Here is a 13,844-nt window from a genome sequence, read left to right as displayed (position 1 = left end):
ACCATTACCTTCGTTTCCAATATTCCCGGCGAAACGCGCACCATCCCCTCCGCCATGTATACCCTGATCCAAACCCCGGGCGGTGAGGGCGCCGCCGCGCGCTTATGCTTAATTTCCATCGTGCTGGCGCTGATCTCGCTGCTGGTTTCCGAATGGCTGGCGCGCCTCAGCCGCGCGCGAATGGGTAAATAACGATGCTGGAACTCGATTTTACCCAGACGCTGGGAACCCACTGCCTGAGCATTCAGGAGACGCTGCCCGCCAGCGGTATTACCGCGGTGTTTGGCGTATCCGGCGCCGGTAAAACCTCGCTTATCAACGCCATCAGCGGCCTGACCCGGCCGCAGAAAGGGCGTATCGTGCTCAACGGCAGGGTGCTGAACGATGTCGAAAAGCGCATCTGCCTGGCGCCGGAAAAACGGCGCATTGGCTACGTTTTCCAGGACGCCCGCCTGTTCCCGCACTACAAAGTGCGCGGCAATTTGCAGTACGGCATGGCGAAGAGTATGGCCGGCCAGTTCGATAAGCTGGTGGCGCTGCTGGGGATTGAGCCGCTGCTCGATCGTCTGCCCGGCGGGCTCTCCGGCGGCGAGAAGCAGCGGGTGGCCATCGGTCGGGCGCTGCTGACCGCCCCCGAGCTGCTGCTGCTTGATGAGCCGCTGGCCTCGCTGGATATTCCGCGCAAGCGCGAGCTGCTGCCCTATCTGCAGCGGCTGGCGCGCGAAATCAATATCCCGATGCTGTACGTCAGCCATTCGCTGGATGAGATCCAGCATCTGGCGGATAAGGTGCTGGTGCTGGAAAACGGCAGCGTGAAGGCGTTTGGCGATCTCGAAGAGGTGTGGAGCAGCAGCGTGATGCACCCGTGGCTGCCGCAGGACCAGCAGAGCACGATACTCACCGTTTCGGTTGTCGACCAGCATCCGCAGTATGCGATGACCGCCCTGGCCCTCGGCGAGCAGCGGCTGTGGGTTAATCAGCTTGAGCGGCCTGTGGGCGAACCGGCGCGCATTCGCGTTCAGGCCTCCGACGTATCGCTGGTGCTGGAGCAACCGCAGCGGACCAGCATTCGCAATATTTTACGCGCGCAGGTCGTGCAGTGTATTGAAACCAACGGGCAGATTGAGGTGCAGCTGGAGGTCAGCGGCCGCACGCTGTGGGCGCGCATCAGCCCGTGGGCCAGAGATGACCTGGGGGTGAAGCCAGGTCAGTGGCTGTATGCGCAAATCAAGAGCGTGTCGATTAGCGCCTGATTACAGCAGGTTGCGGTTGATAAAATCGGCAATGCTGTTGCTTTCGTTCTCGCCAATCACCACGTTCGCACGCGCTTTGACTTCGTCGACCGCGTTACCCATCGCCACGCCGGTACCGGCGGCTTCCAGCATGCTGAGGTCGTTATAGTTGTCGCCGAAGGCCACTACGTCCTGCATTGATAGCCCCTGGGCCTCAACCCACTGCGCCAGGCGCTTGCCTTTGCTGTTGCCGGCGCGGGCGATATCGACCTGATCGTGCCACGACCACTCGCACTCCAGACCCAGAGTCTGGCCGACGTGCTGTGCGAACTGCTGCAGTTTAGGAATGTTTTCGTCGGTGAGGGCGAATTTCCACACCGCCTTCACCTCGCGCGCCGCCTGCGCCAGGGAGTCAACCTGGGTGAAGACCGGGCGCTGCTCCGGCGGCAGCGACTCCGCCCAGCGGGCGGTACGGATGACGTGTCCGGTCGGGTGCTCGTAGAGCATGGCGTCGTCGACGTACATCAGGCCGTGAACGTCGTGGTCGGCGAGCATCTCGGTAAGGCTCAGCGCCTTATCGACCGCCATCGGATCGGCCTGCAGAACCTTTTTTGCCTGATAATCATACAAATAAGTGCCATTACAACAAATTGCAGGTGTATCCAGAGCCAGTGCCTGATAAAAAGGATGGATCGCGACGTGATGTCGACCCGTGACGACGATCACCCGGTAACCGGCCGCGCGGGCACGAGCCAGCGCCTCAAGCGAGGCGGGCAGAATGGTCTTGCTGGAGGTCAGTAGGGTGCCGTCTAAATCCAGGGCAATCACGCGTGAGGTCATGTGTTGTTTCCGGTTAATGGTGAAAAGTGAGCAGGCCATGATGGTACACCGCTGTGCCTCAGGGGCAAATTTTTCAGCATCTACCGTTAAAAGAGTCTATACATTGCATCGAACCAGCAGTTTGATGAATGAAATGTATAAGTTTTCCACGTGCAGTGAGGAAAGGAGCAGTCATGAAACAAACCGTTTATACCGCCAGCCCGGAAAGCCAGCAGATCCACGTCTGGAGCCTGGATCTTGAGGGAAAGCTGACCCTGGTGCAGGTTGTCGACGCCCCGGGCCAGGTGCAGCCGATGGTAGTGAGCCCGAATAAAGAGTATCTCTACGTCGGCGTGCGTCCGGAGTTTCGCGTACTGGCCTACCGCATTGCGCCAGATAACGGGGCGCTGACCTTTGCCGGTGAAGCCGCGCTGCCGGGAAGCCCGACGCATATCTCCACCGACCGGCTGGGCCGCTTTGTGTTCAGCGCCTCGTATAATTCGGGCTGCGTGAGCGTCACTCCGCTGACCGACGGTCTGCCGGGTGAAACGGTGGCGGTGGTTGAAGGCCTGGAAGGCTGCCACTCTGCCAATATCTCTCCGGATAACCGCACGCTGTGGGTACCGGCGCTCAAGCAGGACCGCATCTGCCTGTTTACCCTCAGCGATGACGGCTTCCTGGCGGCGCAGGAGCCGGCGGAAGTGACCACCGTTGAAGGCGCGGGCCCGCGTCATATGGTGTTCCATCCGAACCAGCAGTACGGCTACTGCGTGAACGAGCTGAACAGCTCCGTTGACGTCTGGGAGCTGAAGGATCCGCACGGCAAAATTGAGTGCGTGCAGACGCTGGATATGATGCCTGCCGACTTTACCGGCGTGCGCTGGGCGGCGGATATCCACCTGACCGCCGACGGCCGTCATCTCTACGCCTGCGATCGTACCGCCAGCATTATCACCATCTTCAGCGTCTCCGAAGACGGCAGCGTGCTGGCGATTGAAGGCTACCAGCCGACCGAGGCCCAGCCGCGCGGCTTTAACCTCGATCGCAGCGGCAAATACCTGATTGCCGCCGGGCAGAAATCCCACCACGTCGCGGTGTACGAAATCAGCGGCGAGCAGGGTCTGCTGCAGGAGAAAGGGCGCTATGCCGTCGGCCAGGGGCCGATGTGGGTCGTTGTTAACGCTCACTAAGCCTGCTGCTTATGGCTGAAAACCTCGCTGCGGCGAGGTTTTTTTGCTTGAGGAGACGGTTATTTCACCCGCATCCGATATTCAATCATACCGCTAGCATTGCTGTACATGGTGATGAGGTTTGGCTGGATGACCCTGGATACGAGGGCGCTCGCGGGGTATTCGCCCTCCGTCCGGCCCGTTCGTGTTGATGGCGATGGCATCAGGCTGCGGTGCTTTAACGAATCTTGATATGTTTGTATTTTCAGTATCAGAGAAAGTCTAATTAAATATCGTTTATGTTTAATATCCGTCTCCTGTCCTGGTTTTTATACCTGACAACAGGAGACGAGTTTATATGGAATTATGCTATAGGTGGATTTCGTTTCTATCCCAGATACTGAGTAACAGACATTCCATATATTATGAATGGCAGGCATCCCTATTTGATTAATTCCTGTCGCTATCTTAGATATCATCCATAGTATAACTCACGACGATTTCCAGTGTATTACGGATAACATCCGCAGTCACCACATCGCTGGTAGTTTCAAGGGCATTAATTAACCAGAAGATAATGGCTTTATTACTGAGTTGTCCTTCAGTGGAAAGGATACTACTAATGGCCAGCGTCATCACCGCGGATTCATCGATTAGCCGGTCACCTGCATTACGGAAATATTCTGAGAGTGCGGTATCGTTCATGCCTGCGTAGATATCTGACTGCTGATGCATAGTCTGTCTCATCATATTCTCAACTTTGTTAATTAAAGAATCAACCATTAATGGTCAGTGCATTTTACCTGTACCAGATTGCGAAGGGGAACCCAATAAAGAATTTGGATCATCCCAATAATTTTTCGCACCTGAAGTACCCAGAGGTTTTTTCTTACCACGAAGAGCTACCATATTTTTGATTTCATCAATAATACGCCCAATTGTATCTCGTCGCTTTTTATCTGTTTCCTCGGACTGCATCGACTGGAGTTTATTTACCAGAGCCTGAGTATTGATCGGCCCCTTATTTTTGAGCAGAGAGAGGACAGCCTCTCCAATCAGTACATCTGTTAATTGTTCAATCTCACCACTATTCATAACTGTATCTCTGATTACCGTCATCTCCATGACTGGAAATTTGGTTTGAAGTCGATGCTCTGATTAAGTATTGGCAACATCCGTGAAATCAGACTCTTCAGTGTCGACTTTAATCACCAGATTACTGCTGGCACGCTTACTCCTATCGCTCAAAGAGCATACCGATTAGCGTTTGATAGTGGTGCTCTTCTGCAGGTTCAGAAGCGACTTCCAGGCGACTCAATAGCTTTGTACACAGGGATTTACGGTTCAGATTTCGTCCTTCATTAAGGATATCCATCACGATTTGTCCCAGCGTTTCCTGCTGTGAAGGCAAAGAGGCTTTATTGAAATAATGGGCAATAGCGCTAGCCGTATCAGGAATATAACTGTTCTGCTGCATATGTGCTCCTGTCAGTTCAATCATCGGTGAAGTTGCCATTAAAGTTATACAATGATTGATAACTTGTACATAGAAAATGAAGGAAAATGTTGTTTTTCTGAGTGGTGTATTTTTAATTAATTGATTTATATGTATTTTTGTCTTTTTGGTTCGATGGGGGTTGTACAATTGGGGGATGTGCGTTCTGTACAGATGTGGATGGGAGAAGAAGGTCAATCAAAAGAACGGCTTAATGTGAAGTATTTGTTAATATATTTATCTTTTTTACAGGACGCAGGACATCGGATCTGCTACTGTGATATCTCAATACCTTATATCTCTTCTGTCGGAAACATCATGCTAACTACCATCATTTATCGCAGTCATATCTGCGACAACGTGTCAGTCAAATCGCTCGAAAGCATGGTTGCTGAAGCAAATGTAAAGAATAGCCTGGCGGAAGTGTCCGGTATTTTGCTTTTTAACGGTACCCATTTTTTTCAGTTATTAGAAGGACCTGAAGAGAAAGTCCAGGAAATTTATCGCCATATCTGTGGAGACTCGCGGCACCATAACCTTGTTGAGCTGCTTAGTGACCATGGTCCGACGCGTAGGTTTGGCAAAATCGGCATGGAACTCTTTGACTTGCGCGAATATGACCGCGATGAAGTTTTGCAAATTGTGTTGGATAAAGGGACCACTAAATATCAACTAACTTACGATGACCGGGCTCTCCATTTTTTTCGTACCTTCGTGGAAGCGACGGAAAAAGAGAATTATTACGAAATTCCCGCGCCAGAAAGCTGGGATTTTGTGACGGATGGCACCGCCTTTTATCCTGAGGTTCCGCTAGCTCAGGCAGAATGCAGCTTCGCTTTTCAGCCAGTGATCGACCCGTTTGCTAAAGAAATTGTTTCCTTTGAGGCATTGCTGCGTACCGCTTGCGGCGGATCGCCAGAGGTCTATTTTGATGGACTTTCGCGAGAGAATATTTACACGGCGGATCTCCACAGTAAACGGGTGGCGTTTGCTATGGCGGGACGTTTGTGTCTGCGCGGATGCACGTTGTCTATTAATCTCTTACCGATGACTTTGGTGAATGTTCCCGGCGCTGTTGAGTTTCTTTTAGATGAAATCAAAGCCAATGGCTTGATTTCAGAGCAGATTATTGTGGAGTTTACCGAGAGTGAAGCTATCTCACGTATTGATGAATTCACTGATTCTATTCGTAAGCTCAAGTCCGCGGGCATTCGCGTCGCTATCGATCACTTTGGTGCCGGGTTTGCCGGGCTTTTGTTACTGGCTCAGTTTCAGCCGGACCGTATAAAGATCAATCGCCAACTGGTCAAAGATATCCATAAGCACGGCCCAAGGCAGGCTATCGTTCAGGCCATTATAAAATGCTGTAACTCGCTGGAAATTGCCGTTTCGGCGGTTGGGATCGAGCGGCCGGAAGAGTGGATGTGGCTCGAGTCGGCGGGGATCTCACATTTTCAGGGTAATTTATTTGCCAGCCCGTGTCTGGGCGGAATTCCAGCGATCGCATGGCCCGAAAAAAAATCGTCCTGGGATATTCTTTAAAATTTACCCGGCACTCACGGTCTGGAAGCACCAGATAAACCCTTCATACTCCCTTTTTGATCTACATATTGGCGTCCAGGCTGTTATATTTTAGCTGTACAAGAAAAGTTAATTGTACAGTCTGGCTAAATTCGTTAATTTAGCCAGGAAAGTATGGCATGTTACGAGGCGCTAATGGCTTATTACAGTATCGGTGAAGTCGCCGAACGTTGCGGAATTAACCCCGTTACTTTGCGTGCATGGCAGCGAAGATATGGCTTGCTGAAACCGCAGAGAAGCGAGGGAGGCCACCGTCAGTTTGACGATGAAGACGTTCAGCGTATTGAGGAGATCAAGCGCTGGATTGAACGAGGCGTCTCTGTCGGTAAGGTCAAGGCGTTACTGGAGGGGCAGCAACCTGATGCGCACGATGGTTCAGCTTTACTCCAGGACGAGATGATGACTCTTCTACGAGTTGTACAGCCCTCGAAATTACGTACCAGAATTATGTCTCTTAGCCACGAATATCCCGTGGATAATCTGATTGATCGGCTCTTTGTGCCCGTGCGGCAGAAATTAAATCTCGATCAGAACACGTCGCTGGCCATTAGCAGCATGCTGGATGGTATTTTGATCGACTGCGTGGCGTCGTTCCTTGCCGAATCGCGTAAAAAAGTCGGCAAAGAGACCTTGTTGGTTGGCTGGAGCAATGAAGATCGTACCCGGCTCTGGTTAGAAGCGTGGCGGCTGTCGCAGCGTGCCTGGCATGTTAATGTTCTGGCTGAACCGCTTGATTCTCCTCGCCCGGAACTTTTCCCCGGTCAGCACATTTTTGTCTGGACCGGCCGTGCATTATCTCCTTTGCAGGCGGAATTACTCAGCCACTGGCAAAGTCAGGGGTTTACAATCGAGTTTCATGGGAATTAATAGGGGCGTTGAGGCCAGCAGCGGAACATGAGTTTTGTTTTTATATTCCGCCGCTTTTGCTTTTTTTAGATATTTTAACCCGGCCTAACGATAAAATATTAAGAATTGAGCTGTGACCAGGCTTTGAACGTTTCGCTACGGCTAATGTTAAAAAAATCTGTGCGCCCGGAGCAGCCTAATTTTTTTATCAACGTCAGGCGGATTTGATAAATCGTTTTGATATGTAAGTTCAATGACTTTCCGATATTAACAATCGCTTCACCATCGTTCATTAAGCGGATAACCGCTTTCTCACGGCTGGTAAGAATAATACCCTCGGATTCACCATCCGGTTTTTTACTATACAGAGTTGGTCGGAGAATAAACGATTTTATCTCAGCTGGCGTAGAACGCGCGGAGATTCTGAACATTGGGATTTCACTTAAGAAGTTTAAGTCATTACCATCCGTAAGCAGGACAAAGCGAACCTTCCGTTGGTTATACTTATGATTTAACACGGAATAATAGTTGTCGCTGGTGAAGAAAACGTATTTTCCATGAAAACAGCTCGGTGATAGTGAATCAAGAATAAGCTGTAAACCCTGACGGAGAAGGCTATTTTTAATCCAAAGATCGTAATGATTAAAAAAGAAATCTGGTTTGTCACTATTCATTTATCCTCCGAGTCTGGGTCGTTAGTTGCTGTATGTTTGCCTTCTAAAAGTCGCGCCTAGTGATGAATTCTTCCGTATAACATATGCAGTATTTGTTTATACAAATCAGCGAGTATTTCATTTCTCTCTATATTCAGGCGATGCTGAACTTCAATGATTAAACGCTCATTGCTCACGGTTTCGTTCTTAATCTGCACCATGTGCTCGATATTTTTTAGCAAAGCAGAGTTAGGAATAAACTCTGCTGGAATAGTGTTTTTAATCTGCATGATATATCTCAGGCTGCATTCAATAGTTAATCAACGAACAAAGCCGATTGATAACAATCATTTTTGTTATTCAGTTTTTCACCATCTCAACGTGCAAATGGCATGCAATTTTAAGTCAAATAAGGATGCTGTAATGCAGGGAAATTAAAACTTACGGTATAACTATAGTCATGATTTTCTACTTGTACAGTTTTTGCAGGATATTTTGTACTTATAGATTGTTTTTTTTGTTTTATAAATATAATTAATTGTTTTTATTGATTTTTATAATTATGCAAACTTGTACATCATGGCGGTTTAGCAACCAGGGTGAACTATCCTGACGATGGTGGTGGCAGGGGGAAGAGGGTAGAGCCTGAAGGGAGTGGGGACAAAGGGGGGAGCGGCTCCCCCCTTTAGGCAGGACGATTACTGCTTAGGTTCAGCCACGATAACGCTTCCCACGCCGCGGTTGTTGTATTCCCACATGCGGTTGAAGCCGTCGTCGTTGAGGTTACGCTGCACAACCCCTTTGGCGTCTACCGCGCCGGTATTACCGCTGAAGGTGCGGTTAGAGGCTGCCGCATCGGCCCACGGCTTAGCGATATTAAAGCCTTCGTTAATCACGCTATCGCGGATAACCACCTGGCCGTTGGTGTTGCCGTCAACGTCCAGAGAGCGGCCCAGCTGCGCGACGCCATCGCCGGAAGCGGTGAAGCGGCTGTTGATGGCGAGGAAGCCGTAGGTGACGCTCTTCAGCGTCGCCGGGGCGAAGACGTAGCCCTCTTTCTGCGTGCGCGAGTTCACGACGCGGAAATCGGTGTTATCAAAGACAACGGCGCCGCGGCCGGCAACGATATCGACGTCGCCTTCAATATAGCTGTTGCTGACCAGCGTGCGGGTCTGGCGATCGTTCTGCAGACGGTTCTGCACGCCGCTGTTGGTCACGAAGAAGGTGTTCTGGCGGCCGAGAATATTGACGTTGTTAATCTGCACCTGGTCGCCATCGCTGCGCAGCGCGACGGCCTGGTGGGTGCCGGCATCAACGCTATCGCCGAGGTTGTTAGCGATGGTCAGGTTCTGCAGCTGCAGGCCGTTATTCTGCGACCAGAAGACCGCGGAGCACAGCACGCCGACGGTGGCCGTACGCTTGCTCTGGCAACTGTCGAACATATACCACGCCGGTTTGCCGGGCATGTATTTCCCGGCCGGATTGACCAGGTGACGCCAGCTGGTGACGTCCATTTCCGAATCGATCGCCTGGCTAATTTTCACATCCAGCGGCTTCTCGCCGGTACCGTAAAGGGTCAGCGCGCCGGGGGCGGCCGGGACATACACGGTACCGGTATATTCACCCGGCATAATCGCAATGAACAGACGGCGGTCGGAGTGACGGGCAATGGCCGCATCGACGGCGGCCTGGATCGTGGTGTGGGTCACGCCCTGAGTCCCCGCAGGCCCGACGACGAAGTCAGGCTGGGCCGGCGCGGCAATGGCCGCCGGCGTCCACGCCGCGGCGTTCGGGTTGAGCGACTGGAAATAGCTCGCCGGCAGGAAATTCTTCGCTTCATCGGCGCTTAAAACGGGGCGAGAGGCGGTACCCGGCGCGGCCTGGGTAGAGGGTTGCTGATCGGCAGGGGTTGAGCTGCAGGCGGATAACGTCACGCCGAAGGCCAGCGCCAGCGTCAGTCGGGAAACTGAAAATGTGTTCATGTTGCTCCGGGCAAGAATCAATTAGCTATACCCGCCATACTTCAAGCCGCTTCTTTGCTGGCAGCGTGCGCCTGCCACCTCGATACGGGCCGAATTATTTGGGGTGTGTGAATAGATAAGCTCTTTAAAACCTGCTTTTTTATACTAAGTTGAGCAAAACGGGAAGACGCTGAGCTAAAAAGTTAGCGTTATGCTGTTTTGCACCCGCAGGCGGGGCCGCTCGTAGTCACAAAAAAATAACAATAATCCCTGCTTTTATTGACATTCTCGGTGGAATGAAAATAAATGTCTATACAACCCATGACAAGTTGATCGCTATGACTGAAGCCACTTCCGATCTCGTTATCTGGCGAAACGCCCGCCTCGCCACGTTGAACCCACAGGACTCGCGGCCTTATGGCCTGCTGGATCGCCACGCGCTGCTGGTGCGCAATGGCCGGATTGAGGCCGCGATCCCCGAAAGCGACGCTCCGGCAGGGCGCAGCGTTGACCTTGGCGGCAGGCTGGTGACGCCGGGGCTGATTGATTGCCATACCCACCTGATCTTCGGCGGCAGCCGGGCGCAGGAGTGGGAGCAGCGGCTCAACGGCGTCTCTTACCAGACCATCAGCGCTAACGGCGGCGGCATTAACTCGACGGTGCGCGCCACCCGCGAGAGCAGCGAAGCGCAGCTGCTGGCGCTGGCGCAGCAGCGCCTCGATCGCCTGCTGCGTGAAGGGGTTACGACGGTTGAAATTAAGTCCGGCTACGGGCTGGATCTGGAAAGCGAACGCAAGATGCTGCGCGTGGCGCGACGGCTGAGCGAAAGCAATGCGTTTGAGCTGTCGGCCACGCTGCTCTCCGCCCACGCGACGCCGCCGGAGTATAAAGACGATCCCGACGGCTATATCACCCTGGTCTGCGAAACCCTGCTGCCGACGCTGTGGGAAGAGGGGCTGTTTGAAAGCGTCGACGTGTTCTGTGAAAACGTCGGCTTCAGCCCGCAGCAAACCGAGCGCGTATTCCAGGCGGCGCAGGCGCGCGGAATTCCGGTGAAGGGCCACGTCGAACAGCTCTCCTCCCTCGGCGGCGCCCAGCTGGTCAGCCGCTATCGCGGGCTCTCTGCCGACCATATCGAATATCTGACGGAAGAGGGCGTGGCGGCGATGAGCCACAGCGGGACGGTCGCGGTGCTGCTGCCCGGCGCCTTCTATTTCCTCAACGAGACCCGCCGGCCACCGGTAGAGCTGCTGCGGCAGTATCAGGTCCCGATGGCGGTGGCGACGGACTACAACCCGGGCACCAGCCCCTTTGCCAGCCTGCATCTGGCGATGAATATGGCCTGCGTCAAGTTTGGCCTGACGCCGGAGGAGGCGTGGGCCGGCGTGACCCGCCACGCGGCGAGGGCGCTGGGGCGTCAGGCGAGCCACGGCCAGCTGGCGGCGGGATTCGTCGCCGATTTTGCCATCTGGGACGCCGAACATCCGGTAGAAATGGTGTATGAACCAGGGCGCAGTCCGCTCTGGCATCGTGTGGTACGAGGAGAGATGCAATGAAGCTGTGGCAACCGACGCCCGCCGGGCTGTGGCAAGGGCGCGACGACAGCGGCGAAGCCGCCAACGCGCTGCGCCTGTTTCAGACGATAGCGCGGGTGGACCGCTTCGCTCCCGACGAGCAGCCGGGCGAGATTGCCCTGCTGGGCTTCGCCTGCGATGAGGGCGTACGGCGCAACCTCGGGCGCACCGGAGCGGAAAAGGGGCCCGAGACGCTGCGGCGAGCGTTGGCGAATATGGCCAGCCACGGCGGCCACGACCGCTGTGTGGATATGGGCACCGTTAGCGTGATGGGCGAGGAGCTGGAGGAGGCTCAGCAGGCGCTGCGCGAGGCGGTGGCCGCCTGCCAGCGCGCCGGCAAACGCACTCTGGTGCTGGGCGGGGGTCACGAAACGGCCTTCGGCCACGGCGCCGGCGTGCTGGACGCGTTCCCCGGCCAAAAGGTCGGCATTATCAACCTCGACGCGCATCTTGATTTACGCTTTGCCGAACGGGCCAGCTCGGGGACGCCGTTCCGCCAGCTGGCGCTGGAGTGCGAGGCGCAGGGGCGCGGCTTTCACTACGCCTGCATCGGCGCCAGCCGCGCGGCGAATACCCAGGCCCTGTGGGATGAAGCGGCGCGTCGCGAGGTGCGGGTCATTGAGGATCTGGACGTGCTGCAGGCCTATGAAGAACGGGTTGCGCCGGAAATCGCGCGCCAGATAGCCCTCTACGATCGCCTCTACCTGACCATCGACCTTGACGTCATGCCGGCCCGCGAAATGCCGGCGGTCTCGGCCCCCGCGGCGCTGGGCGTGCCGCTGACCGCGCTGCTGCGCATCGTTGAGCCGCTGTGCCGCAGCGGCAAGCTGCAGGCGGTGGATCTGGTGGAGTTTAATCCGCAGTTTGACATCGATAGCCAGGGCGCCCGCACGGCGGCCCGGCTGGCATGGCAAATCGCCCATTGGTGGCGCTGACGATTCAGTATATTCTGATCGTTTTGCCGCCCATTGAGAATAAGGAAAGCCAGGCTATGTTTTCACAGCAATCTCGCTCCGCGCCGGCACCGTTCTATGAAAAGGTGAAGCAGGCGATCAGCGAAAAGATCCAAAGCGGCGTCTGGCGCCCGCACGATCGCATCCCTTCGGAAGCGGAGCTGGTGGCGCAGTTTGGTTTTAGCCGGATGACCATCAACCGGGCGCTTCGCGAGCTCACCGACGAAGGCCTGCTGGTGCGCCTGCAGGGCGTGGGGACCTTCGTGGCGGAGCCGAAGGGGCAGTCGGCGCTGTTTGAAGTCCGCAGCATCGCCGATGAAATCGTCTCCCGCCACCACCACCACCGCTGTGAGGTGCTGCTGCTGGAGGAGACCCGGGCCGACCTTATTCAGGCGGCGGCGCTCAACGTCGCCGAAGGCACGCGGATATTTCACTCCCTGATGGTGCATTTCGAAAACGACGTGCCGGTACAAATTGAGGACCGCTGCGTCAACGCCACCGTGGTGCCGGACTATTTGCGCCAGGACTACACCGCCACCACGCCGCACGACTACCTGTCGCTGATAGCCCCGCTAACCGAGGGGGAGCATATTGTCGAAGCGGTGCAGGCGAGCGCGAAGGAGTGCGAGCTGCTGCACATTCATGCCCAGGATCCCTGCCTGATGATTCGTCGCCGCACCTGGTCGACGACGCATATTGTTTCCCACGCCCGCCTGCTGTTTCCCGGCAGCCGCTATCGCCTGCAGGGACGCTTCGGCTCCTGATCCTCAGCGCGTCGGCAAAAGCGTGATTGCTGACGCAATATAACAAAATTGTATCATTTCTGTTAAATCCTGGCTTGCGTAGAGTTGTATAGACAAGTATATGTATCTACGTAAACAACGTTAATAGTCAGGAGAAACCCCGATGTCGCAAAGCAAATACCGCCAGCTGGACGTACGTGCACCGCGAGGCACTACGCTGAGTGCGAAGAGCTGGTTGACCGAAGCACCGCTGCGTATGTTAATGAATAACCTCGATCCGGACGTCGCCGAAAACCCGCACGAGCTGGTGGTTTACGGCGGCATTGGACGCGCGGCGCGTAACTGGGAATGCTATGACGCTATCGTGAAGGCGCTGAAAAACCTGGAGAACGATGAGACCCTGCTGGTGCAGTCCGGCAAGCCGGTGGGGGTATTTAAAACCCATGAAAACTCACCCCGCGTGCTGATCGCCAACTCTAACCTGGTCCCGCACTGGGCGACCTGGGAACACTTCAACGAACTCGACGCCAAAGGCCTGGCCATGTACGGCCAGATGACCGCCGGAAGCTGGATTTATATCGGCAGCCAGGGGATCGTGCAGGGCACCTACGAAACCTTCGTCGAAGCCGGCCGCCAGCACTATGAGGGCAGCCTGAAAGGCCGCTGGGTGCTCACCGCCGGCCTGGGCGGCATGGGCGGCGCGCAGCCGCTGGCCGCGACCCTGGCGGGCGCCTGCTCGCTGAACATTGAGTGCCAGCAGAGCCGTATCGATTTCCGTCTGCGTACCCGCTACGTTGACGAGCAGGCGCCGTCGCCGG

Annotated in this window: 14 protein-coding genes and 2 pseudogenes; 9 read left to right on the top strand and 7 right to left on the bottom strand. The window is 54.9% G+C overall.

Features of this window, described 5'->3' with window-relative positions:
- Positions 1-192 (top strand): annotated as a pseudogene (gene modB / locus PFH44_RS18400) (molybdate ABC transporter permease subunit); the annotation flags it as partial.
- A 2-nt stretch (positions 193-194) separates the two neighbouring features.
- Positions 195-1,253, top strand: a complete 1,059-nt coding sequence (gene modC / locus PFH44_RS18395; RefSeq protein ID WP_045854520.1) for a molybdenum ABC transporter ATP-binding protein ModC — start codon at positions 195-197, stop codon at positions 1,251-1,253.
- On the opposite strand, the gene PFH44_RS18390 is transcribed toward modC, so the two are convergent.
- Positions 1,254-2,072: a pyridoxal phosphatase gene (locus PFH44_RS18390; protein WP_045854521.1), complete on the bottom strand. Its 819-nt coding sequence runs from the start codon at positions 2,070-2,072 to the stop codon at positions 1,254-1,256. It lies immediately after the preceding gene.
- A 173-nt stretch (positions 2,073-2,245) separates the two neighbouring features.
- On the opposite strand from PFH44_RS18390, the gene pgl reads away from it, so the two are divergent.
- Positions 2,246-3,241, top strand: a complete 996-nt coding sequence (pgl, locus tag PFH44_RS18385; protein WP_045854522.1) for a 6-phosphogluconolactonase — start codon at positions 2,246-2,248, stop codon at positions 3,239-3,241.
- 447 nt (positions 3,242-3,688) lie between these two features.
- Here pgl and PFH44_RS18380 read toward each other — a convergent pair whose 3' ends face one another.
- From PFH44_RS18380 to ycgZ, 3 genes are all read right to left on the bottom strand, one after another.
- A complete protein-coding gene (locus PFH44_RS18380) occupies positions 3,689-3,955 on the bottom strand; it encodes a biofilm development regulator YmgB/AriR family protein (protein WP_045855423.1) in 267 nt (88 codons plus the stop codon).
- A gap of 54 nt (positions 3,956-4,009) precedes the next feature.
- A complete protein-coding gene (locus tag PFH44_RS18375) occupies positions 4,010-4,339 on the bottom strand; it encodes a hypothetical protein (protein WP_052698703.1) in 330 nt (109 codons plus the stop codon).
- 118 nt (positions 4,340-4,457) lie between these two features.
- A complete protein-coding gene (ycgZ, locus tag PFH44_RS18370; RefSeq protein WP_045854524.1) occupies positions 4,458-4,697 on the bottom strand; it encodes a regulatory protein YcgZ in 240 nt (79 codons plus the stop codon).
- Between the two features lie 336 nt (positions 4,698-5,033).
- On the opposite strand from ycgZ, the gene PFH44_RS18365 reads away from it, so the two are divergent.
- Both PFH44_RS18365 and PFH44_RS18360 read left to right on the top strand, forming a co-directional pair.
- On the top strand, positions 5,034-6,257 hold the full coding sequence (locus PFH44_RS18365; RefSeq protein WP_045855424.1) for a diguanylate phosphodiesterase: 1,224 nt from the start codon (positions 5,034-5,036) through the stop codon (positions 6,255-6,257).
- A 174-nt stretch (positions 6,258-6,431) separates the two neighbouring features.
- Positions 6,432-7,163: a MerR family transcriptional regulator gene (locus PFH44_RS18360; RefSeq protein ID WP_045855425.1), complete on the top strand. Its 732-nt coding sequence runs from the start codon at positions 6,432-6,434 to the stop codon at positions 7,161-7,163.
- Between the two features lie 98 nt (positions 7,164-7,261).
- Here the strand turns inward: PFH44_RS18360 and PFH44_RS18355 are convergent, their stop codons facing one another.
- The 3 genes from PFH44_RS18355 to PFH44_RS18345 form a co-directional block, all read right to left on the bottom strand.
- Positions 7,262-7,816 carry a LuxR C-terminal-related transcriptional regulator gene (locus PFH44_RS18355; RefSeq protein WP_045854525.1) on the bottom strand — a complete coding sequence of 185 codons (555 nt, stop codon included), beginning with the start codon at positions 7,814-7,816 and terminating at the stop codon, positions 7,262-7,264.
- A 56-nt stretch (positions 7,817-7,872) separates the two neighbouring features.
- Positions 7,873-8,085, bottom strand: coding sequence for a hypothetical protein (locus tag PFH44_RS18350; RefSeq protein WP_283825766.1), 213 nt, complete (start codon positions 8,083-8,085; stop codon positions 7,873-7,875).
- Positions 8,086-8,493: 408 nt separating this feature from the next.
- A complete protein-coding gene (locus PFH44_RS18345) occupies positions 8,494-9,777 on the bottom strand; it encodes a putative acyl-CoA thioester hydrolase (RefSeq protein WP_283825765.1) in 1,284 nt (427 codons plus the stop codon).
- 275 nt (positions 9,778-10,052) lie between these two features.
- Between PFH44_RS18345 and hutI the strand changes: the two genes are divergently transcribed.
- From hutI to PFH44_RS18325, 4 genes and pseudogenes are all read left to right on the top strand, one after another.
- A complete protein-coding gene (gene hutI, locus PFH44_RS18340; protein ID WP_283825764.1) occupies positions 10,053-11,312 on the top strand; it encodes an imidazolonepropionase in 1,260 nt (419 codons plus the stop codon).
- Complete coding sequence (hutG, locus tag PFH44_RS18335) at positions 11,309-12,265, top strand: formimidoylglutamase (protein ID WP_283825763.1); 957 nt, start codon at positions 11,309-11,311, stop codon at positions 12,263-12,265. The genes hutI and hutG overlap by 4 nt, the downstream gene beginning before the upstream one ends.
- A gap of 56 nt (positions 12,266-12,321) precedes the next feature.
- Positions 12,322-13,047 carry a histidine utilization repressor gene (locus tag PFH44_RS18330; RefSeq protein WP_045855426.1) on the top strand — a complete coding sequence of 242 codons (726 nt, stop codon included), beginning with the start codon at positions 12,322-12,324 and terminating at the stop codon, positions 13,045-13,047.
- Between the two features lie 142 nt (positions 13,048-13,189).
- Positions 13,190-13,844 (top strand): annotated as a pseudogene (locus PFH44_RS18325) (urocanate hydratase); the annotation flags it as partial.

The sequence above is a fragment of the Klebsiella sp. Ech2A genome (assembly GCF_030078455.1).
GTDB lineage: Bacteria > Pseudomonadota > Gammaproteobacteria > Enterobacterales > Enterobacteriaceae > Klebsiella > Klebsiella terrigena.
Note: the sequence above shows the minus strand (reverse complement) of the source record. Positions and strands in the feature narration are given on the sequence as shown.